General features: G+C 60.6%; 18 protein-coding genes. 10 read left to right on the plus strand and 8 right to left on the minus strand.

The annotated features are described in order from the left end of the window. Positions 1 to 108 precede the first annotated feature (108 nt). Positions 109 to 930, minus strand: coding sequence for an aldo/keto reductase (locus tag GSM73_RS25045; RefSeq protein ID WP_047227762.1), 822 nt, complete (start codon positions 928 to 930; stop codon positions 109 to 111). Between the two features lie 108 nt (positions 931 to 1,038). Further along, positions 1,039 to 2,190: an aldose epimerase family protein gene (locus GSM73_RS25050; protein WP_160894140.1), complete on the minus strand. Its 1,152-nt coding sequence runs from the start codon at positions 2,188 to 2,190 to the stop codon at positions 1,039 to 1,041. A gap of 319 nt (positions 2,191 to 2,509) precedes the next feature. Between GSM73_RS25050 and GSM73_RS25055 the strand changes: the two genes are divergently transcribed. The 3 genes from GSM73_RS25055 to GSM73_RS25065 all read left to right on the plus strand — a co-directional run bounded on the left by GSM73_RS25055 (position 2,510) and on the right by GSM73_RS25065 (position 4,952). Continuing rightward, positions 2,510 to 3,235, plus strand: a complete 726-nt coding sequence (locus GSM73_RS25055) for a hypothetical protein (protein ID WP_372241416.1) — start codon at positions 2,510 to 2,512, stop codon at positions 3,233 to 3,235. 102 nt (positions 3,236 to 3,337) lie between these two features. Continuing rightward, positions 3,338 to 4,123: a sulfite exporter TauE/SafE family protein gene (locus GSM73_RS25060; protein WP_047227884.1), complete on the plus strand. Its 786-nt coding sequence runs from the start codon at positions 3,338 to 3,340 to the stop codon at positions 4,121 to 4,123. A gap of 280 nt (positions 4,124 to 4,403) precedes the next feature. Next, the gene (locus GSM73_RS25065) at positions 4,404 to 4,952 is read left to right on the plus strand and encodes a DUF4174 domain-containing protein (RefSeq protein ID WP_160894145.1); all 549 of its coding nucleotides are present in this window, start codon (positions 4,404 to 4,406) and stop codon (positions 4,950 to 4,952) included. Positions 4,953 to 4,973: 21 nt separating this feature from the next. Here GSM73_RS25065 and ampC read toward each other — a convergent pair whose 3' ends face one another. Beyond that, positions 4,974 to 6,122, minus strand: a complete 1,149-nt coding sequence (gene ampC, locus GSM73_RS25070; protein WP_076384006.1) for a class C beta-lactamase — start codon at positions 6,120 to 6,122, stop codon at positions 4,974 to 4,976. Between the two features lie 252 nt (positions 6,123 to 6,374). On the opposite strand from ampC, the gene GSM73_RS25075 reads away from it, so the two are divergent. Both GSM73_RS25075 and GSM73_RS25080 read left to right on the plus strand, forming a co-directional pair. Then, on the plus strand, positions 6,375 to 7,253 hold the full coding sequence (locus GSM73_RS25075) for a Dyp-type peroxidase (protein WP_047227767.1): 879 nt from the start codon (positions 6,375 to 6,377) through the stop codon (positions 7,251 to 7,253). A 91-nt stretch (positions 7,254 to 7,344) separates the two neighbouring features. Further along, entirely contained in the window at positions 7,345 to 8,091 is a 747-nt protein-coding gene (locus GSM73_RS25080; protein ID WP_076384007.1) for an SDR family oxidoreductase, read from the plus strand. A 150-nt stretch (positions 8,092 to 8,241) separates the two neighbouring features. Here GSM73_RS25080 and mapR read toward each other — a convergent pair whose 3' ends face one another. The 3 genes from mapR to GSM73_RS25095 form a co-directional block, all read right to left on the minus strand. Next, on the minus strand, positions 8,242 to 9,651 hold the full coding sequence (mapR, locus tag GSM73_RS25085) for a GntR family transcriptional regulator MpaR (RefSeq protein ID WP_047227769.1): 1,410 nt from the start codon (positions 9,649 to 9,651) through the stop codon (positions 8,242 to 8,244). Between the two features lie 164 nt (positions 9,652 to 9,815). Next, complete coding sequence (ccoG, locus tag GSM73_RS25090; RefSeq protein WP_047227770.1) at positions 9,816 to 11,228, minus strand: cytochrome c oxidase accessory protein CcoG; 1,413 nt, start codon at positions 11,226 to 11,228, stop codon at positions 9,816 to 9,818. A gap of 248 nt (positions 11,229 to 11,476) precedes the next feature. After that, positions 11,477 to 11,713 (minus strand): DUF3203 family protein, encoded by a 237-nt coding sequence (locus GSM73_RS25095; RefSeq protein WP_047227771.1) that lies wholly within the window; start codon positions 11,711 to 11,713, stop codon positions 11,477 to 11,479. A gap of 136 nt (positions 11,714 to 11,849) precedes the next feature. Between GSM73_RS25095 and GSM73_RS25100 the strand changes: the two genes are divergently transcribed. Next, complete coding sequence (locus GSM73_RS25100) at positions 11,850 to 12,350, plus strand: MgtC/SapB family protein (protein WP_076384010.1); 501 nt, start codon at positions 11,850 to 11,852, stop codon at positions 12,348 to 12,350. Positions 12,351 to 12,437: 87 nt separating this feature from the next. On the opposite strand, the gene GSM73_RS26480 is transcribed toward GSM73_RS25100, so the two are convergent. Beyond that, positions 12,438 to 12,599: a hypothetical protein gene (locus GSM73_RS26480; RefSeq protein WP_172833790.1), complete on the minus strand. Its 162-nt coding sequence runs from the start codon at positions 12,597 to 12,599 to the stop codon at positions 12,438 to 12,440. Between the two features lie 221 nt (positions 12,600 to 12,820). Between GSM73_RS26480 and GSM73_RS25105 the strand changes: the two genes are divergently transcribed. From GSM73_RS25105 to glgB, 3 genes are all read left to right on the plus strand, one after another. After that, positions 12,821 to 14,821, plus strand: a complete 2,001-nt coding sequence (locus GSM73_RS25105; RefSeq protein ID WP_076384011.1) for an alpha-1,4-glucan--maltose-1-phosphate maltosyltransferase — start codon at positions 12,821 to 12,823, stop codon at positions 14,819 to 14,821. A 190-nt stretch (positions 14,822 to 15,011) separates the two neighbouring features. Continuing rightward, complete coding sequence (treS, locus tag GSM73_RS25110) at positions 15,012 to 18,356, plus strand: maltose alpha-D-glucosyltransferase (protein WP_107322631.1); 3,345 nt, start codon at positions 15,012 to 15,014, stop codon at positions 18,354 to 18,356. Positions 18,357 to 18,367: 11 nt separating this feature from the next. After that, positions 18,368 to 20,602, plus strand: coding sequence for a 1,4-alpha-glucan branching protein GlgB (glgB, locus tag GSM73_RS25115; protein WP_076384013.1), 2,235 nt, complete (start codon positions 18,368 to 18,370; stop codon positions 20,600 to 20,602). Between the two features lie 131 nt (positions 20,603 to 20,733). On the opposite strand, the gene gudD is transcribed toward glgB, so the two are convergent. Then, entirely contained in the window at positions 20,734 to 22,077 is a 1,344-nt protein-coding gene (gene gudD, locus GSM73_RS25120; RefSeq protein ID WP_160894147.1) for a glucarate dehydratase, read from the minus strand. 304 nt (positions 22,078 to 22,381) lie between these two features. On the opposite strand from gudD, the gene GSM73_RS25125 reads away from it, so the two are divergent. Next, a partial coding sequence (locus GSM73_RS25125; protein ID WP_160894365.1) for a FadR/GntR family transcriptional regulator occupies positions 22,382 to 23,065 on the plus strand: 684 nt, incomplete at its 3' end.

A 23,065-nucleotide genomic window follows, 5' to 3' on the forward strand; every position in this document is an offset into this window, starting at 1 on the left:
GCGAGGGCGCTTGCTTCCGCTGGGTTGCGCAGCAACCGCCAGAAGCGGCCGCTACGCGCCCCAGCGGGAGCAAGCGCCCTCGCCACAAAAGCGCTTTGCTCGTGAGAACTAGACCATCGCCAAGCGCTGCTTGCCTTCGGGCTGCGGGAATATCAAATCCAGCGCCGCCAGATCCTGGGGTGCGAGCTTCAGGTTGGCCGCTTCGGCGTTCAAGCGCACATGTTCGCTCTGAACGGCTTTGGGAATGGCAATGACATTGTCCTGACGCAACAGCCAGGCCAGGGCGATCTGCGCTGGGGTTGCGCCATGGCGTTCGGCGATCTGCCCCAAGGTGTGGTCCTTGAGCAGTTGCCCGCCCTGGCCGACCGGGCAGTAAGCCATGACTGGCATGCGCTGCTGTTGGCACCAGGGCAGCAGGTCGAATTCGATGCCACGCTCCTGCAGGTTGTACAGCACCTGGTTGGTGGCGCAGGCCGGTGAAGCCAGTTCTTCAAGGTCCGCGACATCAAAGTTCGACACGCCCCAGCGGCCGATCTTGCCTTCTTCGCGCAGGCGTTCGAACGCTTCGACGGTTTCTTCCAGCGGGTATTGCCCGCGCCAATGCAGCAGATAGAGGTCGATGTAATCGGTGTCCAGTCGGCGCAAACTGCGTTCGCAGGCAAGCGCAATGCCTTTGCGGCTGGCATTGTGGGGATACACCTTGCTCACCAGGAAAACCTGGTCCCGCAGGCCGGTGATCGCTTCCCCAACGACCTCTTCGGCGCCGCCCTCGGCGTACATCTCCGCCGTGTCGATCAGCGTCATGCCCAATTCAATGCCCAGGCGCAGGGCCGCCACTTCCTTCTTGTGAAGCGACGCTTCTTCACCCATGCGCCAGGTGCCTTGGCCAATCACCGGTACGGCCTCGCCAGCCAGCTCCAGAGTCCTCATGTCTACCTCCTGTTTGCAGAACATCAGACGTGTGGCAGCAGGATAGACCAGGTGTTCAAGGTTGGTCGTCCCCACCGCCGTGGGAACGATCTTTTCGAAGGGCAGGATTTATTGTGCGGAGAACTTCAACACCATGGTCTGGGTGTAGGTCTGGCCGGGGTCAAGCCGGGTCGATGGGAAGTTCGGCTGGTTTGGCGAGTCGGGGTAGTGTTGGGTTTCCAGAGTGAACGCGCCCCAATGCGGATAGACCTTGCCGTGCTTGCCCTTGATCGTGCCGTCGAGGAAGTTGCTGGTATAGAACTGCACGCCAGGCTCGGTGGTGTAGAGCTCCAAGCGCCGTCCGGACTGTGGGTCGTAGACATCAGCGGCCAGTTTGCTCACGTCACCCTTGGCGTCAAGCGCCCAGTTGAAATCGAAACCGCCCTGTTTGGGTTCGGCGAATTTGAGCTGCGGGTGATCGGCCTTGATATGGGTGCCGATGGCGGTGGGCTTGGTGAAGTCCATCGGCGTACCGGCCACGGGGGCCAACTCACCGGTGGGGATAAGCTTGTCGGTCACCGGGGTGTAATGGGCGGCATGCAGGGTCGCGACCTGTTTGAGTATGTCGCCGTTACCGGCACCGGCGAGGTTGAAATAGCTGTGGTTGGTCAGGTTCAGCACTGTGGGTTTGTCGGTGGTGGCCTGGTACTCGATACGTAATTCGTTCTGTTCATTGAGGCTGTAGGTGACATCTGTTTTCAGTGCGCCTGGGAAACCCATCTCGCCATCCGCCGACAGGTAGGTCAGGGTCACGCCCACCGAGTCCTTGCCGTCATGGGGTTCGGCCTTCCAGACGCGTTTGTCGAAACCTTGCGGTCCGCCGTGCAGGGAGTTGCTCTTGTCGTTCTGCGGCACCTGGTAACGCTTGCCGTCCAACTCGAATGCGCCGCCAGCCAGGCGATTGCCGAAGCGGCCAATGGTTGCGCCGAAATACACATTGCCGTTCTTCTGGTAACCCTGCACATCGTCGAAGCCCAGCACAACATCGGCGGCCATACCGTTCTTGTCCGGCACGATCAGTGACTGGAGGATCCCGCCGTACGTGATGACAGTAGCCTCCATGCCGTGGCTGTTGCGCAGGACGAATTTTTCCACCGCGGTACCGTCGCTGGTCTTGCCGAACGCTGCGCGTTCATTGCTCAGGCCGGCGGCCTGGGATGCAGAGGTGGCGATCATCAGAGACACTCCGAGAGCCGTGAGCAGATGTCTGGATTCAAGCATGGTGTGACCTTCCTTCCTGTCTTGTTGTTGTTTGGAACGCGGGTCGAGTCCGGTGTTTAGTCGGACAGCGATGAAGGTATATTCGGTTAGTAGTCTTTCTATTTGAAAGGCTAGAAGGGATTTATAGCCATTAATCGCGATTAATCAATTAAAAAGTCATACTAATTGAGCGGGGCGGATCTTCCCCATCTGTGTGGTTTTCCCTCGTCCATCGCACTTTTACGTTTTTTGCCGCTCTATCCATGGCCAGGAAGCGGCGACCCCCACCGCCTCCCCAAGCCCAGACCGAGACTCGATGGCCGGTGTTTTTCATTTCGTGATGGTGTCGCGACGTCGCTGTTCAGCGCTGTTGGTCGGCGTGTTGATGTTGCTTGGCGGCGGTTGCAGTCATCAGCAGGGGCAAGACATGGTCAGGCAGTTAAGCAACACCAGGCCTCAGGAACTGCTGCAGACCAGCGTTGACCGCATGGCCACACTGGCGATGCATGACAACCTGCAAAGCCTCTATCTGCTGATGAACAAGCTTTATCTGCGCAACCCCGAAGAGTTGCGCAAGTCCGGATTTCTCGACGCCCGTGCCGCGGAAAAGCAGGTGCGCCTGGCCATCGAGCAGCAACAGCCGTTACCGACCCTGGGCGGCAAGAAGGACCTGGCCGCCCTGAGCTATGCCATGAGCCCTGAGTTCCTGGGGGATCGGGTGGGGGCGTTCATCTACGCCATTGGCAGCATGCTGGTCACGGCCCATGGCAATCGTCTCGAGTTCTACATGACCGACGCGATCGACCCGCGCTTTGTCAGCAACGCGGCGCGCAACATCGAAAAAGCCACTTGGATACTCAGCCAACGACTGGACAAAGACGGCAAACCGCTGCTGTTTTCCAATGAGATTTCGGAGGAGGGCAGCAATCTCAGCTTTGCCGTGGAGTTTGGAAAAATCGTTGCGCGCCTGGACCTGCTGACCCAAATGCTGGACGAGCGCTACCGGCGGATCGGTCTGAACTATGCCCAGAGCCTGCTCTTTCTTAACTTCCTGCCGGTTCAGTAACGTCAGAGGAAAAGGGAATAAAGATAGATCACATTGGTATAGGTGGTTATAAGAAAAATCGCTATGCTCGCGACCAGATTTTATTTCATGCGGTCGCGCTTAATGGATTTCGGTAATGTCGGTTTAGTCATAGCGGGCTTGGTTGTCGGTTTTATCGTCGGGATGACCGGCGTGGGCGGCGGTTCGCTGATGACCCCCATTCTGTTGTGGTTTGGTATCAACCCTGCAACCGCAGTGGGTACCGATCTGCTGTACGCGGCGATTACCAAGTCCGGCGGTGTATTGGTTCACGCCAAGAACCGCAACATCGATTGGGCCATCACCGGCTGGCTGACCTTGGGCAGTGTGCCGGCGGTAGGATTGACGCTGTGGTTTCTCAGCAGTCTGCACAGTTCGCCCGACGCCATGAACGCGATCATCAAGCAAGCCCTGGGTTTTGTGCTGTTCGCCACCGCCCTGGCGATTCTGTTCAAGAAACGCCTCCTGCAATTTGCCCATGATCGTGCGGGCGGCCACTACAATCCCACCGGCTCGCGGCTCAATGTACTCACCGTCGTCACTGGCCTGATATTGGGCGTCATGGTCGCACTGACCTCCATTGGCGCTGGCGCACTGGGCACTGTCGCACTGTTCATTCTCTATCCATTCCTGGTCACCAAGCGCCTGGTGGGCACTGAAATCGCCCACGCCGTACCGCTGACCCTGGTCGCTGGCCTGGGCCACGCCAGCATGGGCAACATGGACTGGCACATCCTGGGTTACCTGCTGGTCGGCTCGTTGCCGGGCATCTACCTGGGCAGTCACTTGTCGGGCCGCATTTCCGATGAGGTGCTGCGCCCATGCCTGGCAGTGATGCTGGCGATGATCGGGTTCAAGTTGGCGTTCTAACTAACCTGCGCACCAATCAATGTGGGAGCGAGCCTGCTCGCGATGAGGCCGGTACAGCAGAACATCTGCTGGATTGACTGTGCGCCATCGCGAGCAGGCTCGCTCCCACATAAGTTGTGCCCGACTCCTGTCACGAAATTGTTCATCTCCCACGCCACGGTTGCGCAATGACCCCTCTGGCCTAAGCTTCAAGGCAGGCAGGCGCGGTATTGGGCGACTGTCGCGGAACAATCGCCGCCATGCGCAATCAGTACAGCGTAGATATCAAAAGGAGAGGCGCATGCTCATTCGGTCGTTGACCTTCGCTACCTTGTTGGCCATTGCAGGTCCCTTGTTCGCCGCGGATGGCGACTCACCCTTGGCCGCGGACAAGGGCAAATCCCGCCCCTTGATTGTCATCGCGCCAAGCACCGTCGATCCTGCATGGGTCAGCCTGAAAAAAGCATTGGAGGAACCGGCCGGCAAACAGGGTTTTTCCGAGCGCAACCTAGTGCTTTACACCGTGCTCAACACGATGGGGCAGCGCGATGGCAAAGACCTGGACCCGCAAAGCACCATGGCGCTGATCCGGTCACTCAGGTTGGGGGCCGGTGCCCAGACCAAGATCATCCTGGTGGGCAAGGACGGAGAAAAGAAGCTTGAGCACTCGGGAGCGATTGAGCTGAAGGACATCTTCGACACCGTCGATAAACTGCCCCCAGCAGAAAAGGAAGCGGCGGCGCCAGCCCCGACTCCCGCGCCTGAATCTGCGCCGGCCCAGGAAGGCAAGGGTGCCAAGGCAGGCAAGACGGGCAAACCGATGACTGCGCCGAAGCCGCTGGAGGATTGATCGGTCAGGCGATGGTGGCGCCTATCGTTTCTCCAGCGCCGTCAGGATCTTGTGCGCGGCCTTCACCCGTTCCTCGATCGGGTAGTTTTTGTTTGCCAGCATCACGATCCCCATATCCTTTCCAGGAACGAACGCCGCATAGGCACCAAAGCCACCGGTCGAGCCAGTCTTGTTGATCCAGCTGTCGGCCGGCGCAGGCAGGGGTGGGTTGAGCGGCTCCACTTTTTGTGGCATCAGGGCCATCTGCGGTGCATTGCCGGCCAATAGTGCGTCAAGCGTGACGGGGTAGGGGTAGAACTCCCAACCCAACCCTTGGGTCATGCCATTGGCCTTGTAGAACCCGGTATGCGTCGTGGCGATGGCCTGTCGCAGATCGGCGTCCAGCTTTTCAGGCCGCAGGTTAGCCTCGATGAAGCGGATCAGGTCCGATGAACTGGTTTTCACGCCATAGGCCTCGGCGTCCAGCGCTCCCGGTCCGACCCGCACTGGCTTGCCGTCCTTCGCGTAGCCTTGGGCGTAACGGCTCAATTGATCCTTGGGCACCCGTACATAACTGTGCTTGAGGCCTAATCCCGGCATCAGTGTCTGTTCCATCACCTCATCGAACGGTCGTTCCAGGCTGCGGGCCGCCAGGTAGCCGAACAGGCCGATGCTCGGGTTTGAATAGAGCCGCTGGGTACCGGCCGGATAGAGTGGTTTCCAGGTCTTGTAGTAACTGAACATCCGGTCCGGATGGTCCGCTTCGCCAGGAAACTGCAACGGCAGGCCACCCGGCGTGTAGGTGGCAAGGTTGAGCAGGCTGATGCCTTGCAGGGCGCTGCCGCTCAGCTCGGGGGCGAAGCGACCGGCCGGGTCCGACAGCGACAGCTTGCCTTGGGCCTGGGCGTAGGCACCGAGGGTGGCGGTGAAGGTCTTGCTGACCGAGCCGATTTCGAACAGCGTCTGGTCGGTCACTGCCTGCTTCGTGTCCTTGGAGGCCACACCGTAATTGAAGTAATGACGTTCACCGTTGTGAGTGATTGCCACGGCCATGCCGGCGATGTCCTGTTGTTTCATCAAGGGCTGGATCACGGCATTGACGGTGTCTTCAACGCGCTCCTGGGCAAAGCCCGTTGTCGTGCCGCAGGCGATGAAAAAAGCGCCCGTAAGTATCGATTTGGCAATGTGCATGTCTGACCGTTCTCCATGAGTCCTGAGGGTGCCAGCCGCTCTGCCAGCAGCTTTGGGGGCACCCAATCTAGGGAGTTTTCCGATGTCCGGCAATCGGGATCCTTGCAGTTCGAACCGGGTTCCGAGTCATCTGACCGGGTTGCAAGAGACTTCCTACGAAAATCTTTAGCGTCCTGGCCTTCGACAGCCCATGGCAAACCACACAAACCACTGGTCGCCGGGTAAACTTGCGCTCTTTCTAAAGGAGTCCACATGAGCTACTACCAGCCCGGCATTCTCGCCACCCCTGTTCCGCCTCAGGCCCGTCACTTGTTTTTTGCCCTGGAATCGGTCGAGGCGCTGCCGGCTGCGATCGATAAGCTTTTGTTGCAAGTCGATGATCGAGTAGTGATCGGCCTGGGCGAGTCGCTGGTCCAGGCGCTGGGTGCGCAGGTCGAAGGCCTGCGGGCGTTTCCGGCCCTGGCCGGCGTGGGCGTGGACAACCCTTCGACCCAGCACGCGCTGTGGTGCTGGCTACACGGCGAAGACCGTGGCGAGCTGCTGCACCGCAGCCGTGCCATCGAGGCCGCTCTGGCCCCGGCGTTGCGCCTGGTGCAGATGAACGAAACTTTCCGTCATATGACCGGCCATGACCTGACCGGTTATGAAGACGGCACTGAGAACCCTCACGATGAAGCGGCCATCGCCGCTGCCCTGGCTCAAGGTGTCGATGGAGTGCGCGGTGGCAGTTTTGCGGCGATCCAGCAGTGGCAACACGATCTGGATGGTTTCGCCGCCATGCAACCCCATGAGCGCGACAACATCATGGGCCGGCGCCTGAGCGACAACGAGGAAATCGACGATGCCCCGGAGTCGGCCCACGTCAAACGCACCGCCCAGGAAAGCTTCGCCCCGGAAGCCTTCGTCGTACGCCGTTCCATGCCGTGGATTGAAGGGGATCGCGCAGGCCTGATGTTCCTGGCGTTCGGTTTCTCCCTCGACGCTTTCGAGGCTCAACTGCGGCGCATGAGCGGCCTGGAGGACGGTATCACCGACGGCCTGTATCGCATGAGCCGGCCGATCACGGGGGGCTACTACTGGTGCCCGCCGTTGCTGGATGGACGTCTGGATCTGCGGGCCTTGAGCCGCTGAGGCCGGCGCCACGCGCAACGGCTTGTGCAAAAGCGCAGCGTGAACGCTATTCTTGGGCCGGACGTCTATCCGTGCAATGGGGAGAGCAAACGTGGATAAAGTCATCGTTATCACCGGTGGCGGCCGCGGGATCGGGGCGGCCACGGCGCTGTTGGCTGCCGACCTGGGCTATCGGATCTGCATCAATTACCAGTCTGATGAAGGCGCCGCGCAGGATGTGCTCGGACAGGTCCGGGCCAAGGGCGCCCAGGCGATTGCCGTGCGGGCGGATGTCAGCATCGAAGACGAAGTGGTCGCGCTGTTCGATCGTGTGGACGCTGAGTTGGGTCGCGTCACCGCTTTGGTGAACAACGCCGGCACGGTCGCCCACAAGTCCCGACTCGACGAAATGTCCGAGTTCCGCATTCTCAAGATCATGAAGACCAACGTGCTGGGGCCAATCCTCTGCGCCAAGCACGCGGTGTTGCGCATGTCGCCCAGGCATGGCGGGCAAGGTGGCAGTATTGTGAACGTCTCCTCGGTGGCCGCCCGCCTGGGCGCGCCGGGCGAGTATGTCGACTACGCGGCCTCCAAAGGCGCGCTGGACACGTTCACCATTGGCCTGTCCAAGGAAGTCGCTGGAGAAGGTATCCGCGTCAATGCGGTTCGCCCAGGTTATATCTACACCGATTTTCATGCCCTCAGCGGCGACCCGGACCGGGTCAGCAAGCTGGAGTCGGCAATCCCCATGGCACGTGGCGGCCGTCCCGATGAAGTGGCTGAAGCGATTATCTGGTTGCTGTCGGACAAGGCTTCGTATGCGACCGGGACGTTTGTGGATTTGGGGGGCGGGCGCTGAGCTTTGAAATATCAGTTGTCTGTTCTGCCGCCATCGCGAGCAGGCTCGCTCCCACATGAGATCTGCTGAGTAGCTGAGAGATTCGTCTCGCCGCAAACCCACTGTGGGAGTGAGCCTGCTCGCGATGGGGCAATAACAGACAACCCCATATCAAAACGACCGAATAATCCGCCCCAACGTCTCCATGGCTTTCTCCGACACTTCGGTCCACGGGCTGCCGTAGTTCAAACGGATGCAATTGCCGAAACGCCGGGTCGGTGAAAAGATCGGCCCAGGAGCGATGCTGATGCCTTGGGCCAAGGCCATCTGGAACAGTTTCAGCGAGTCCATCTGCTCCGGCAGTTCCAGCCACAGGAAATACCCACCCGCCGGCTGGCTGACGCGGGTCTGTGCGGGGAAGTAGCGGGCGATGGCGGCGAGCATGGCGCTTTGCTGTTCTTCCAGGGCGTAGCGCAGTTTGCGCAGATGACGATCATAACCACCGTGTTGCAGGTAATCGGCGATGGCCGCCTGGGCCGGCATCGAGGCGCACAGTGACGTCATGAGTTTGAGCCGTTCGATCTTCTGAGCGTAACGCCCGGCGGCGACCCAGCCGATGCGATAGCCCGGCGCCAGGCTCTTGGCGAACGAACCGCAATGCATCACCAACCCTTCGGTGTCGAACGCCTTGGCCGGCTTGGGTGCCTGCTGGCCGTAATAGAGTTCTGCGTACACGTCGTCCTCGATCAGCGGCACCTGATGACGGCGTAACAACTCCACCAACGCCTGTTTTCTTTCCTCGGGCATGGTCGCGCCCATGGGGTTCTGGAAACTGGTCATGCACCAGCATGCTTTGATCGGGTGGCGCTCCAGCGTCTGCTCCAATACATCCAGATCGATGCCGTCGCGTGGGTGTACCGGAATTTCCACTGCCTTGAGCTTGAGCCGCTCCAGCACTTGCAGGCTGGCGTAGAACGCCGGCGCCTCGATGGCCACCAGGTCGCCGGGCTCGGTGACGGCTTGCAGGCACAGGTTCAAGGCTTCCAGGGCGCCATTGGTGACCAGCAGTTCTTCCATGGGCAGCATCAGCCCGCCGACCATGTAGCGCAGGGCGATCTGTCGGCGCAATTGCGGATTGCCCGGCGACATGTCCGTGACCACCATTCGGGGGTCCATATCCCGCGTTGCGCTGGACAGCGAGCGGGACAGTCGTTGCAGGGGAAACAGGGTCGGGCTGGGGAACGCCGAGCCGAACGGTACGGTGGCTGGATCCTTGATCGAGTCCAGCACCGAAAACACCAACTCGCTGACGTCGACTTCGGTGCTGTCGTGCACCTGGGTGCTGATCACCGGCTCGGCGAACGGATTCGGTGTATGGGCGTTGACGAAGTAGCCGGAGCGCGGACGAGCCCGGATCAGGCCACGACGCTCCAGCAGGTAGTAGGCCTGGAACACCGTGGACGGGCTGACGCCGTAGGTCTGGCTGGCATAACGCACCGATGGCACACGCTGCCCTGGGCCCAGCACGCCGGAGCGGATCAGCTCAGCGATGTCGTCGGCGAATTTCTCGTAGCGTTTCATAGCGGGCCCGCTCTTGAACAATTCAGGGGGTAACGCACGGCTTGCGCAGTTACCTGTGGGAGCGAGCCTGCTCGCGATGGGGCCGGTACATTCAATGTTGATATTGTTTGACCGTCCGCCATCGCGAGCAGGCTCGCTCCCACAAAGGTTCGGCATCTTAAGCCTCAACGATTTATCGGCGCCACAAAGCGGCTCGTGGCCTCACTGAAAGTCCCAGGCTCGTCACTGTCGGCCACCTTGAAGACCATTTCCCGGGAGCCGCTACGGGGCCGTTCGCTGAGCATTGCCACCGACACCGGTACGTCGAGGATTTCCCCCGGCGCCAGGCTCAGTTGCGTTTTGCCCTGCAGGACAAAACCTTCGGCGTCCGCCAAGGACAGCTGATAATCCTGGCGCTGCTGGGTCTTGTTGATGATTTTCAGGCTGTAGATGTTCTCGATCTGGCCCAGACTGTTTTCGCGGAACAGCCCACGGTCCTTGGTCACGTCCAGCGACACCATGGGGCGTTCTGCCAGCGCCACGGCCAAGGCCCCGATCATCACCAGCAGCACGGCGGTATAGCCAATCAACCGCGGTCGCAGCAGGCGAGTCCTGCCACCTTGCAACTGATGTTCAGAGGTGTACTTGATCAGGCCACGGGCATAACCCATCTTGTCCATGATCGAATCGCAGGCATCGATGCAGGCGGCGCACCCGATGCACTCCATTTGCAGGCCGTCGCGAATGTCGATGCCGGTGGGACAGACCTGCACGCACATCTGGCAATCGATGCAATCGCCCAAACCCACATTGGCCGGGTTCACTTCGCGCTTGCGCGGGCCCCGGATTTCGCCACGTGCGGTGTCATAGGAAATGGTCAGGGTGTCTTTATCGAACATCACGCTCTGAAACCGTGCATAGGGGCACATGTGCATGCACACCGCTTCACGCAGCCAGCCGGCGTTGAGGTAGGTGGCGCCGGTAAAGAACAGCACCCAGAACAGACTGACACCGGCCATTTGCAGGGTCAGAAGTTCTTCGGCCAGCGGGCGGATCGGCGTGAAATAACCGACAAAGGTCAAGCCGGTGAGCAGGCTGATTGCCAGCCACAATGTATGTTTGGCTGAGCGACGCAGCAGCTTGTTCAAGGTCCAGGGCGCCGCCTGCAGCTTGATCCGCTGGTGCCGTTCGCCTTCGGTGATTTTCTCGCACCACATGAAAATCCAGGTCCAGGAACTCTGCGGGCAGGTGTAGCCGCACCACACCCGACCGGCAAATACGGTGATCGCGAACAGGCCGAAGGCGGCGATGATCAGCAGTGCCGACAGCAGGATGAAATCCTGGGGCCAGAAGGTCGCGCCAAAAATGTGGAATTTGCTTTCGGCGAGGTCCCAGAGCACCGCCTGGCGGTCGCCCCAGTTCAGCCACACCGTACCGAAAAACAGCAGGAACAGAAGCCCTGCACCGCTGATGCGCAAAGTGCGGAACAAACCGGTGAAGCTGCGGGTGTGGATCAGGTTATCGGTGGTCCGGGCCTTTATCTTCGTCGGCGCGGGTTCGAAGTGCTGTATCAACTGGACGGGGATTCTTTCGCTCATGGTCGGTCGCTCCTCAGCCTGTAACTGGCCGGCGCACTATGACCATCGAACTGTTTTCATAACAGACTCAGGTATATCGATAAAAACCGGATCAGATGCCGTGAGGCCCTGGCCCTGCGACACTTTGATGCATCCAGATCAGGCGAACAGATCTCGTTGGCGAAGACCGCCGTGGGAGCAAGGCTTGCTCCCACGCAGCCTCTCTGCACAGAGGACGATTTTCTCTTCAATCAAAGGGACAAAGGGATTCAGATCACCGAATCGCTATCAGTCGCCTTGAGGTTCTTACGCCCATCGACCGCCCCGGCCACGGTCAGGGCATCGGCTTGCGCCTCGGTGATGTACACCCGGCCGCCGTTGAGATCCACCGCCGACATGGCTTTTTCCGCATCAGTGATAACGGTCAACTCGCTGGCGGGTCGCTGTTCGTTGAACTCTTCGGTGTCGAAGGTGCAGATGTGGTTGCTATCGATATTGAAACTCATGGTTAGGTTTCCTTCTGGATGTCCTGAACGTTAGGCGTCGGCCCGCAGCCGCGGTTCGTTGCGTCTGATCAGCGGTCGAGCGCACCTCTGGCCTGGCTTGCGGTCCATCGTTTATCGACTGGAAAGAGGACCGTTCATGGACGCCTGGTGGCATGAAGTCTGGATAACCCTGCAATCGGAATTCGCCGATATCACCGATGCGCAGCAGATGACGCGGGTCACCGTACGCCTGCTGATGGCTGCGTTGTTGGGCGGCATCCTGGGTTTTGAGCGTGAACACAAGGGCAAGGCCGCCGGGGTCCGGACCCATATGCTGGTGGCCTTGGGGGCGGCGCTGTTTGTGCTGGTGCCGCAGATGTCCGGCTCCGAGGCTGACGCCATGAGCCGTGTGGTGCAGGGTGTTATCGCCGGCATCGGTTTCCTGGGCGCGGGCACTATCCTCAAGGGCAACGATAGTGACGAAAGCCATGTAAAAGGCCTGACCACCGCCGCCGGCCTGTGGATGACCGCCGCCATCGGCGTCGCCGCCGGGCTGGGGCGCGAGTCCACGGCAGTGCTCAGTACGGTATTGGCGCTGGCGATCTTCAGCGTAATGCCGCTGATTGTCCGGGCGCTGGAGAAGGAGGAAAAGCCGTGACCGCGATCTCCAGCCAGAACACATAATCCTGTGTGGAGCGAGCAAGCCCGCTCCCACAGGTTTTTTGTTATCCACTAGGCTGTTGGTTCAAACCCGCTCCGGCGCCTCGCTCGGCGGGTCGCCCAGAGGAGGCTGGGGATCAAGCGGCGGGTCTTTTTCCGGGATCGGTTCCGGCTCGGGGCCGGGTGGCGGCAGGGTGGGGTCGTCAATGTTGGGGTCGGGTGTTTCAGCCGGGATGGGAATATTCATCAGGACGGGTCTCCGTGACGCACATGGCTTGAGTCGTGCTTAACCTTGTTGACCACCCTGCGCCTGGTTTGATCCCGCTGCCATCGGGGCAAATCACTCTGAACTTTTAACCGTCGGTTCGGTTCGGAGTTTAAGTGAGTTTTTTCAGGGATCCATCCTTTCAAGGACTACTGGGCCTTTACCGCCACAACGTCCATGGGGCGTAAAAGGAGCGATGCTCGATGACTGCTGAACAACACCCGACTGACCTGTCGTACAACCCGCATTTGCCATTGTCCCAGGCCCTGTTACTGCCGCGTATTGCCATTGAAAGCACCATGCCGGTCATCGAAGGCGGGCAATTCGCCGCCAAGGCCGTGGCCGGGCAGGACGTGACGGTGACCAGCAAAGTCTTCGCCGACGGTCATGACAAATTGGCCGTGCATATCCTTTGGCGCGCGCTGAAGGATGAGTCGTGGAACAGCGCGGTCATGACCGAGCTGGGCAATAACGGCTGGCTAGGCCAGTTCAATGTGCCCGAGCAGGGCTTCTATGTGTTCCGCATCGAGGCCTGGATCGACCAGTTCGCCAGTTTCCGCTACGAGCTGGAGAAAAAATTCGCGGCCGGCGTGCCCATCAGCCTGGAATTGCAGGAAGGACGCAATCAGGTGCAGATGGCGGCCGAGCGCAGCGAAGGTGAGCTGAGGGAGCAATTGACCGCGTTGCACCATGAGCTTTCCGGCCTGTTGCCAGCCGAGCAGGTGGCATTGTTCCTGGCACCCCGCAGTGCCGGTCTCATGTCCCAGGCCGATCATCGCCCCTATTTGAGTATCAGCCCGCAATACCCTCTGGACGTCGAACGCAAGTTGGCCGAGTTCGCCAGTTGGTACGAGCTTTTTCCCCGCTCGATCACCGATGATCCCAAGCGTCATGGCACCTTCAATGACGTGCATTCGCGTCTGGCGGTGATCCAGGACATGGGGTTCGATGTGCTGTACTTCCCGCCGATCCACCCTATTGGTCGCAGTTTTCGCAAGGGCCCGAACAACTCCCTCACCGCCGGCCCCGACGATCCGGGCAGCCCTTATGCCATCGGGAGCGAGGAGGGCGGTCACGAAGCGATTCACCCGCAGTTGGGCTCGCGCGAGGATTTTCGGCGTCTGGTGGCCGCGGCGGCCGACCATGGCCTGGAGATTGCCCTGGACTTTGCTATCCAGTGTTCCCAGGACCACCCGTGGCTCAAGCAGCATCCGGGCTGGTTCAGCTGGCGGCCGGACGGCACGATCAAATATGCGGAAAACCCGCCGAAGAAATACCAGGACATCGTCAACGTCGATTTCTACGCCGCGGATGCGATTCCCAGCCTGTGGCTGGAGCTGCGGGACGTGGTGGTGGGGTGGGTCAATGAAGGCGTGAAGATCTTCCGTGTCGACAATCCCCACACCAAGCCGTTGCCGTTCTGGCAGTGGTTGATTGCCGATGTGCGGGCCCAGCACCCTGAAGTGATGTTCCTCGCCGAAGCCTTCACCACGCCGGCCATGATGGCGCGCCTGGGCAAGGTCGGTTATTCCCAGAGCTACACCTATTTCACCTGGCGCAATACCAAGACCGAACTGGCGACGTATTTCACCGAGCTCAACGAATCTCCGTTACGCGAGTGCTACCGGCCGAACTTTTTCGTCAACACGCCGGACATCAACCCGGCGTTTCTCCATGAGTCGGGGCGCGCCGGGTTTCTGATCCGCGCGGCCCTGGCGACCATGGGCTCGGGCCTGTGGGGCATGTACTCGGGGTTTGAATTGTGCGAATCGGCGCCAGTGCCGGGCAAGGAGGAATACCTCGACTCGGAGAAGTATGAGATCCGCCCCCGGGACTTCACCGCGCCGGGCAACATCATTGCCGAAATCGCCCAGCTCAATCGCATCCGCCGGCAAAACCCGGCGCTGCATACGCACTTGGGCCTGACGATCTACAACGCCTGGAACGACAACATCCTGTACTTCGGCAAACGCACCGCCGATGGCAGCAATTTCATTCTGGTGGCAGTGAGTCTCGACCCGCATACCCCGCAGGAAGCCAATTTCGAGTTGCCGCTGTGGGAGATGGGGCTGCCGGACGATGCCCAGACCCAAGGCGAGGATTTGATGAGCGGGCATCGTTGGACGTGGTATGGCAAGTACCAGTTCATGCGTATCGACCCGGCCTACCAACCGTTCGGGATATGGCGGATCAGCGTGGCGTAAGGCTGTGGGAGCAAGGCTTGCCCGCGATGAAGTTGACGCGCTCTTCAGGGGAATCGAGGCGCCTGCATCGCGAGCAAGCTTTGCTCCCACAAAGTGAGGATAAATCCCCTCGCCACAAAAAGGCCCCACGACACAAAAAGACCTTACAAGCCTGTTTCAGCGGCTTTACAGAATTTCTCAGGAGTTGCAAATGGCGAAGAAACCCCGGTCTGCCACCTTTATCAAAGACCCGCTCTGGTACAAGGACGCGGTGATTTATCAGGTCCACGTCAAATCCTATTTCGATTCCAATAACGACGGGATCGGTGACTTTCCCGGATTGATCGAAAAGCTCGACTACATCGCCGATCTGGGCGTCAACACGATCTGGCTGCTGCCGTTCTATCCTTCGCCCAGGCGCGATGATGGCTACGACATCGCCGAGTACCGAGGTGTCAGCCCCGACTACGGCACCATGGCCGATGCGCGGCGTTTCATCGCCGAAGCCCACAAGCGTAATCTGCGGGTGATCACCGAGCTGGTCATCAACCACACCTCCGACCAGCATCCATGGTTCCAGCGCGCGCGCAAAGCCAAGCCGGGTTCGAAGGCGCGGGATTTCTACGTCTGGTCCGACGACGATCACAAGTACGATGGCACGCGGATCATTTTCCTCGACACCGAGAAATCCAACTGGACTTGGGATCCGGTAGCCGGCCAATACTTCTGGCACCGTTTCTATTCCCACCAGCCGGACCTCAACTTCGATAACCCCCAAGTGATCAAAGCCGTACTGTCGGTGATGCGTTACTGGCTGGACATGGGCATCGACGGCCTGCGTCTGGATGCGATCCCGTACCTGATCGAGCGCGACGGCACCAACAACGAGAACCTGCCCGAGACCCACGACGTCCTCAAGCAGATCCGCGCCGAGATCGATGCCAATTACCCCGACCGTATGCTGTTGGCCGAGGCCAACCAGTGGCCGGAAGACACCCAGTTGTACTTCGGCGATGTCGACGCCCAGGGTTTGAACGGTGACGAATGCCACATGGCGTTCCATTTCCCGCTGATGCCGCGCATGTACATGGCGCTGGCCCAGGAAGACCGCTTCCCCATCACCGACATTCTCCGCCAGACCCCGGAAATTCCGGCCAATTGCCAGTGGGCGATTTTCCTGCGCAACCACGATGAGTTGACCCTGGAGATGGTCACCGACAAGGAGCGCGACTACCTGTGGAATTACTACGCGGCCGACCGTCGGGCGCGGATTAACCTGGGGATCCGCCGACGTCTGGCGCCGCTGATGGAGCGCGACCGCCGCCGTGTCGAGTTGCTCAACAGCCTGCTGCTGTCGATGCCCGGCACGCCGACCTTGTACTACGGCGATGAAATCGGCATGGGCGACAACATCTACCTGGGCGACCGCGACGGCGTGCGCACGCCGATGCAGTGGTCGATCGACCGCAACGGCGGTTTCTCCCGCGCCGACCCGGCCAGCCTGGTACTGCCGCCGATCATGGACCCGCAATACGGTTACCAGTCGGTCAACGTCGAGACCCAGGCCGGCGATCCTCATTCATTGCTGAACTGGACCCGGCGGATGCTGGCGGTGCGCAAGCAGTCCAAGGCTTTTGGCCGTGGCACGCTGAAGATGCTCTCGCCAAGCAACCGCCGGATCCTGGCTTATACCCGCGAATACACCGGCCCCGATGGCAAGCACGAAATCATCCTGTGCGTGGCCAACGTGTCCCGTAGCGCCCAGGCCGCCGAACTGGACCTGTCGGCCTATGCCGGGATGGTCCCGGTGGAAATGCTGGGGGGCAATGCCTTCCCGCCCATCGGCCAGCTGAATTTCCTGCTGACCTTGCCGCCGTACGGCTTCTACTGGTTTGCCCTGGCAACAGAAAACCAGATGCCAAGCTGGCATGTGGAGCCGGCCCAGAGCCTGCCGGACTTCACCACCCTGGTGCTGAAGAAACGCCTGGAAGAGCTGCTCGAAGCACCGTCGCGCACCACGCTGGAGCAGACTATCCTGCCGAGTTGGCTGCAAAATCGTCGCTGGTTTGCCGGCAAAGACAGCGCGATCGAGAAGGTCAATATTGTCTATGGCGTGCGTTTCGGCGATCCGCAGCACCCGGTGCTGCTCAGCGAAATCGACGTCACCAGCGCTGGCCAGACCCTGCGTTACCAACTGCCCTTCGGTCTGCTGGCCGAAGACCAGGTGGGCGCGGCGTTGCCACAGCAATTGGCGCTGTCTCGGGTTCGCCGGGTCCGTCAGGTCGGTTTGATCACCGATGCGTTCAGCCTGGAAAGTTTCGTGCGGGCGGTTCTGCAAAGCATGCAGGCCAATACGGTGCTGCCTTGCAGCGAAGGCGAGCTGCGGTTTGAACCCACCGAAGGCCTGGCCCCATTGAACCTGGGAGACGAGCCGGAGGTGCGTTACCTGTCCGCCGAGCAGTCCAACAGTTCGGTGGTGGTGGGCGGCAGTCTGGTGCTCAAACTGATCCGCAAAGTGGCGTCGGGCGTACACCCGGAGCTGGAAATGAGTGCCTACCTGACAGCCGCAGGTTTCAGCAATATTTCGCCGCTGCTCGGTTCGGTGATTCGCCGTGACACCGAGGGCGAAGATGCGCTGCTGATGATCGCCCAAGGCTACCTGAGCAATCAGGGCGACGCCTGGGAATGGACCCAGAACAACCTCGAACGCGCCCTGCGTGATGAGCTGGCCGATGCCGTGTCCGAGCAGGAACAGCACTACAACGCCTTGGGCGAACTCAAGGACTTCGCCGGCATGCTCGGCCAGCGCCTGGGGGAAATGCACGAGGTACTGGCTCAGGCCACCGATAACCCGGACTTCGCGCCCCAGGCCACCAACGCCAAGGAGGCCCAGGCCATCGGCAAGGATGTGGCCGCGCAGGTTGAGAACGCCTTGCGCCTGCTCAAGCAGAACCAGGGCCAATTGAACCCGGCGGACCAGGCCTTGGTCGCCCGCTTGCTGGAACACAAGAAGACCGTTCTGGCGCACATCCAGGAACTGGCCGGCAAGGCTGTCGGTGGCTTGCGCATCCGCGTCCACGGCGACCTTCACTTGGGGCAGGTGCTGGTGATCAAGGGCGACGCCTACCTGATCGACTTCGAGGGCGAGCCGGCACGACCACTGCATGAGCGCCGCGGCAAGCACAGCCCGTACAAGGACGTCAGCGGCGTGCTGCGCTCCTTCGATTACGCAGCCGCCATGGCGATCCACCTGAACACCGTTGACAGCACCGCCGACGCCGACGCGGCACGGCAACGGGTGGCTGATCGTTATTTGAAAGAGGCCCGTCAGGCATTTGTTGAGGCATATCGGCTGGCGGCAGCTAGTCTTGCCCATGAGTGGAAGGATGCTGAAGGCGAAGACGCCGCACTGGCGTTGTTCGGCCTGGAGAAGGCGGCCTATGAAGTGGCCTATGAAGCCGAGAATCGCCCCGCCTGGCTGCCCGTGCCATTGCACGGTCTGTACGGGTTATTGAGCGGGCTGAAACCCTTTTCCGACTTAGCCGGACCGATTTAGTGGAGAGAATCATGAGTGTCTCGAACAAAGAACCACAGGGGCAGGCCAAAGAGTCGTTGCTGCCGTCCCCCCATGACATCGACGCGCTGGTGCGCGCAGAACATCAGGACCCGTTTTCCATCCTTGGCCCTCACGGCGATGGTGCCGGCGGACAGTTCATCCGGGCGTATCTGCCCGGCGCCTTGAGCGTGCAAGTGTTGGCCCGCGATGGCGACGAAGTCCTGGGCGATTTGCAGCTCAGCGAAACCCCGGGGCTGTTTGTCGGCCATTTCGACCGCGCCCAACCCTACCTGTTGCGCACCCGCTGGGCCGGCGGTGAGCAGGTGGCCGAAGACCCCTACAGCTTCGGGCCACTGCTGGGGGAAATGGACCTATATCTGTTTGCCGAAGGCAATCATCGCGACCTCAGTTCCTGTCTGGGGGCGCAGTTGACCACTGTCGATGGCGTCGACGGCGTGCGCTTTGCTGTATGGGCACCGAATGCGCGACGAGTCTCGGTGGTGGGCGATTTCAACGTCTGGGACGGGCGCCGGCATCCAATGCGCATCCGTTATCCGTCCGGGGTATGGGAGTTGTTCATCCCGCGGCTTGGCGCGGGCGAGGGTTACAAATATGAAATCCTCGGCGCCCACGGCATTTTGCCGCTCAAGGCTGACCCGGTGGCGCTGGCCACTCAAATGCCGCCGGATACCGCTTCCAAGGTCGCCGCGCCGCTGAAAATCGAGTGGCAGGATGGGCAATGGATGCAAGATCGTCGCGAGCGGCAGTTGCCTGGCGCACCGCTGTCGATCTACGAATTGCACGCCGGCTCCTGGCAGTGCGAAATCGACGAGGCGGGAGAAGTTGCCCGGCAATACACCTGGCACGAAATGGCCGAACGGCTGATTCCGTACGTCAAGGACCTGGGGTTCACCCACATCGAGCTGATGCCGATCATGGAGCATCCGTTCGGGGGTTCCTGGGGTTACCAGCCGCTTTCACAGTTTGCCCCGACGGCGCGTTTCGGCACGCCGGACGATTTCGCGGCGTTCGTCAATGCCTGTCACCAGGCCGACATCGGCGTGATTCTCGATTGGGTGCCGGCGCATTTCCCCACCGATACCCACGGTCTGGCCCAGTTCGACGGCACCGCGCTGTACGAATACGGCAACCCGCTGGAAGGCTTTCACCAGGATTGGGACACCCTGATCTACAACCTGGGTCGCACCGAAGTCCATGGTTTCATGCTCGCTTCGGCGCTGCATTGGCTGAAGCACTTCCACATCGACGGCCTGCGTGTGGATGCCGTCGCCTCGATGTTGTATCGCGACTATTCACGCAAGGCCGGCGAATGGGTGCCCAATCGCCACGGTGGACGGGAGAACCTGGAAGCCATCGACTTCCTGCGGCACCTCAATGACGTGGTGGCGCTGGAAACCCCCGGTGCGTTGGTTATCGCCGAAGAGTCCACCGCCTGGCCCGGCGTCAGTCAGAGCACGCAACAGGGCGGCCTTGGTTTCGCCTATAAGTGGAACATGGGCTGGATGCACGATTCGCTGCATTACATCCAGCAGGACCCGGTGTACCGCGCCCACCATCACAACGAACTGAGTTTCGGCCTGATGTACGCGTGGTCCGAGCGCTTTGTCCTGCCGATTTCCCATGACGAAGTGGTGCATGGCAAACGCTCGCTGATCGACAAGATGCCGGGCGATCGCTGGCAGAAATTCGCCAACTTGCGGGCCTATCTGAGTTTCATGTGGGGCCATCCCGGCAAGAAGCTTCTGTTCATGGGCTGCGAGTTCGGCCAATGGCGCGAGTGGAACCACGACCAGCAGCTGGACTGGTACCTGTTGCAATACCCGGAGCACCGTGGGGTGCAGAAGCTGGTGAGCGACCTGAACCGTCTCTATCGCGAAGAGCCGGCGCTGCACGATCAGGACGACGCGCCTCAGGGGTTCCAGTGGCTGATTGGTGATGATGCGGTGAACAGCGTCTACGCCTGGTTGCGTTGGAGCAAGGAAGGTCGACCGGTGCTGGTGGTTGCCAACTTCACGCCCGTGCCGCGCGCGGCATACCGCATCGGCGTGCCGTTCGCCGGGCGCTGGGTGGAATTGCTCAACAGTGACGCCGACACCTATGCCGGTTCCAACTACGGTAACAGCGGCGGTGCCTTCACCGAAGAAGTGCCCAGCCATGGCCAGGCGCTTTCGCTGGAACTCAACTTGCCGCCATTGGCGGTGTTGATTCTGCGGCCGGAGGGTTAGGAGCAGGTCCTATCATGCACTAACCCTGTGGGAGCGAGCCTGCTCGCGATGCGATTGCGATGTTGGATGTGCCGCCTTCATCGCGAGCAGGCTCGCTCCCACCTGGATAGGTGCTCAGCCAGAAGGTTCGTTCAGCGCACCAGGCACGGCTGCTTGTTGTTGAACGTCCAGCCCGGAATCAGATACTGCATTGCAACCGCATCATCCCGCGCGCCAAGCCCCATCCCTTTGTACAGTTCATGAGCCTTGGCCAATTGGTCGGTGTCCAGCTCGATCCCCAGTCCCGGTTTTTTTGGCACCTGTACGCAGCCACCCTGGATCTGCAACGGAGCCTTGGTCAGCCGCTGGCCATCCTGCCAGATCCAGTGCGTGTCGATCGCCGTGATCTCACCCGGTGCGGCCGCCGCTACGTGGGTGAACATCGCCAGGGAAATGTCGAAGTGGTTGTTGGAGTGCGAGCCCCAGGTCAGGCCCCATTCGTTGCACATCTGCGCCACTCGAACCGAACCTTGCATGGTCCAGAAGTGTGGGTCGGCCAGGGGAATGTCCACCGACTGCAAGGTGATGGCATGGCCCATTTCGCGCCAATCGGTGGCGATCATGTTAGTGGCGGTTTTAAGACCGGTGGCGCGGCGGAACTCGGCCATCACCTCACGGCCCGAATAACCGTTCTCGGCACCACAAGGATCTTCGGCGTATGCCAGGACCTTGTGCTGGTCCCGGCAGAGGCGGATGGCCTCCTTGAGTGACCAGGCGCCGTTCGGGTCCAGGGTGATACGTGCTTGAGGGAAGCGTTCGGCCAGGGCGGTGACGGCTTCGATTTCTTCGTCGCCCTTGAGCACGCCGCCCTTGAGCTTGAAGTCCTGGAAGCCGTAACGCGAATGAGCGGCTTCGGCCAGGCGCACCACGGCGTCGGCGTCCAGGGCTTTTTCGTGGCGTACGCGGAACCAGTCGTTGTCGGCGTCCGGCTCGCTGCGGTAGGGCAGGTCAGTTTGCTGGCGATCACCCACATAAAACAGATAACCGAGCATTTTCACTTCATCACGCTGCTGGCCTTCGCCGAGCAGTGCGGCTACCGGTACATCCAGGTGCTGGCCCAGCAGGTCCAGCAACGCCGCTTCCAGGCCGGTGACCGCGTGGATGGTGATGCGCAGGTCGAACGTCTGCAAGCCACGACCACCGGCATCCCGGTCGGCGAAGGCCTGGCGTACGGTGTTGAGAATCTTCTGATAGGTGCCGATGGGGCTGCCGACCACCAGCGAGCGGGCGTCTTCGAGGGTCTGGCGAATGCGCTCGCCGCCGGGCACTTCGCCCACGCCGGTGTGGCCGGCGTTGTCTTTGAGAATGACGATGTTGCGGGTAAAGAACGGGCCATGGGCGCCACTGAGATTCAGCAGCATGCCGTCATGACCGGCCACCGGCACGACCTGCATGCTGGTGATGATGGGGGCTTTGGTGGCTTCTTGGGTCTGCATGTTTTTCCCACTCGTTGTTTTTATGCGGGGCATCGCAGGAGGGCGATGTTGATAGACATCATACAACTTGATTTTTTTATCTTACAAGGGAGGCTGGTCGGTTTTTTTGGATGAATTGCCTTAATAAATTCGGAAACACCTTAATTTGCTGGATTTTTTAGCAAAGAAAAGAAACATGGGGAAGATCAGTTTAGCGCTGGCGGAACCGTTCGATGACTGAGATGATTGCACTTGTCATACAAGCTAAGGGGCGTGGAGTTTTTACCTCACGACCCGTCTGCTCCGTTTCGAGGACCCACGGCCCATGCACCCAGACACCGAGGCAACGCCGCGCAAACGCACCCACAACCTGGCCCATGACCTGGTGGCGAAGCTGAGCCAGAGCATTTTGCTGGGACAGTTGAAACCGGGGGAAAAACTGCCGTCGGAAGGTGCCATTGTGCAGGCCCATGGTGTCAGCCGCACGGTGGTGCGCGAGGCGATATCCAAGCTGCAGGCCTCGGGGCTGGTGGAAACTCGCCACGGCATCGGCACCTTTGTGCTGGAACAGACCGGTGAGCCGGGCCTGAGGCTCAATGTCGACACCGCCGCAGGTGTGCGGGGGATCTTGGAACTGCGCCTGGGCCTGGAAACCCAGGCAGCGGCCCTGGCGGCCTTACGGTGCAATGAACGCCAACTGCAGCAGATGCGCCAGGCCCTGGATGATTACCAGCGGTTGCTCAGCAATAACGACAGTTGCGTCGACGCCGACCGGCGCTTTCATTTGCTCATCGCTGAAGCCACGGACAACACCTGTTTTGTCGAAATCATGCAGCACCTGGGCAGTGCGATGATTCCCCGAACCCGGGTGAACGTGGTCGAACGCGGTCAAGCGGACCTGGGGAAACTGGCGCAGTTGGCTAATTTGGAGCACGAGGCCATTTTCAATGCCATCAAGCGCCAGGACCCGGACGCCGCCCGCGCCGCCATGTGGCTGCACCTGACCAAC

The sequence above is a fragment of the Pseudomonas sp. PICF6 genome (genome assembly GCF_009831705.1).
GTDB lineage: Bacteria > Pseudomonadota > Gammaproteobacteria > Pseudomonadales > Pseudomonadaceae > Aquipseudomonas > Aquipseudomonas rhizophila.

What these genes read in the sequence shown, in the direction of transcription:
- GSM73_RS25045 (WP_047227762.1), bottom strand. Translation starts at nt 930, where the DNA reads ATGAGGACTCTGGAGCTGGCTGGCGAGGCCGTACCGGTGATTGGCCAA.
- GSM73_RS25050 (WP_160894140.1), bottom strand. Translation starts at nt 2,190, where the DNA reads ATGCTTGAATCCAGACATCTGCTCACGGCTCTCGGAGTGTCTCTGATG.
- GSM73_RS25055 (WP_372241416.1), top strand. Translation starts at nt 2,510, where the DNA reads ATGGTGTCGCGACGTCGCTGTTCAGCGCTGTTGGTCGGCGTGTTGATG.
- GSM73_RS25060 (WP_047227884.1), top strand. Translation starts at nt 3,338, where the DNA reads ATGGATTTCGGTAATGTCGGTTTAGTCATAGCGGGCTTGGTTGTCGGT.
- GSM73_RS25065 (WP_160894145.1), top strand. Translation starts at nt 4,404, where the DNA reads ATGCTCATTCGGTCGTTGACCTTCGCTACCTTGTTGGCCATTGCAGGT.
- ampC (WP_076384006.1), bottom strand. Translation starts at nt 6,122, where the DNA reads ATGCACATTGCCAAATCGATACTTACGGGCGCTTTTTTCATCGCCTGC.
- GSM73_RS25075 (WP_047227767.1), top strand. Translation starts at nt 6,375, where the DNA reads ATGAGCTACTACCAGCCCGGCATTCTCGCCACCCCTGTTCCGCCTCAG.
- mapR (WP_047227769.1), bottom strand. Translation starts at nt 9,651, where the DNA reads ATGAAACGCTACGAGAAATTCGCCGACGACATCGCTGAGCTGATCCGC.
- ccoG (WP_047227770.1), bottom strand. Translation starts at nt 11,228, where the DNA reads ATGAGCGAAAGAATCCCCGTCCAGTTGATACAGCACTTCGAACCCGCG.
- GSM73_RS25095 (WP_047227771.1), bottom strand. Translation starts at nt 11,713, where the DNA reads ATGAGTTTCAATATCGATAGCAACCACATCTGCACCTTCGACACCGAA.
- GSM73_RS25100 (WP_076384010.1), top strand. Translation starts at nt 11,850, where the DNA reads ATGGACGCCTGGTGGCATGAAGTCTGGATAACCCTGCAATCGGAATTC.
- GSM73_RS26480 (WP_172833790.1), bottom strand. Translation starts at nt 12,599, where the DNA reads ATGAATATTCCCATCCCGGCTGAAACACCCGACCCCAACATTGACGAC.
- GSM73_RS25105 (WP_076384011.1), top strand. Translation starts at nt 12,821, where the DNA reads ATGACTGCTGAACAACACCCGACTGACCTGTCGTACAACCCGCATTTG.
- treS (WP_107322631.1), top strand. Translation starts at nt 15,012, where the DNA reads ATGGCGAAGAAACCCCGGTCTGCCACCTTTATCAAAGACCCGCTCTGG.
- glgB (WP_076384013.1), top strand. Translation starts at nt 18,368, where the DNA reads ATGAGTGTCTCGAACAAAGAACCACAGGGGCAGGCCAAAGAGTCGTTG.
- gudD (WP_160894147.1), bottom strand. Translation starts at nt 22,077, where the DNA reads ATGCAGACCCAAGAAGCCACCAAAGCCCCCATCATCACCAGCATGCAG.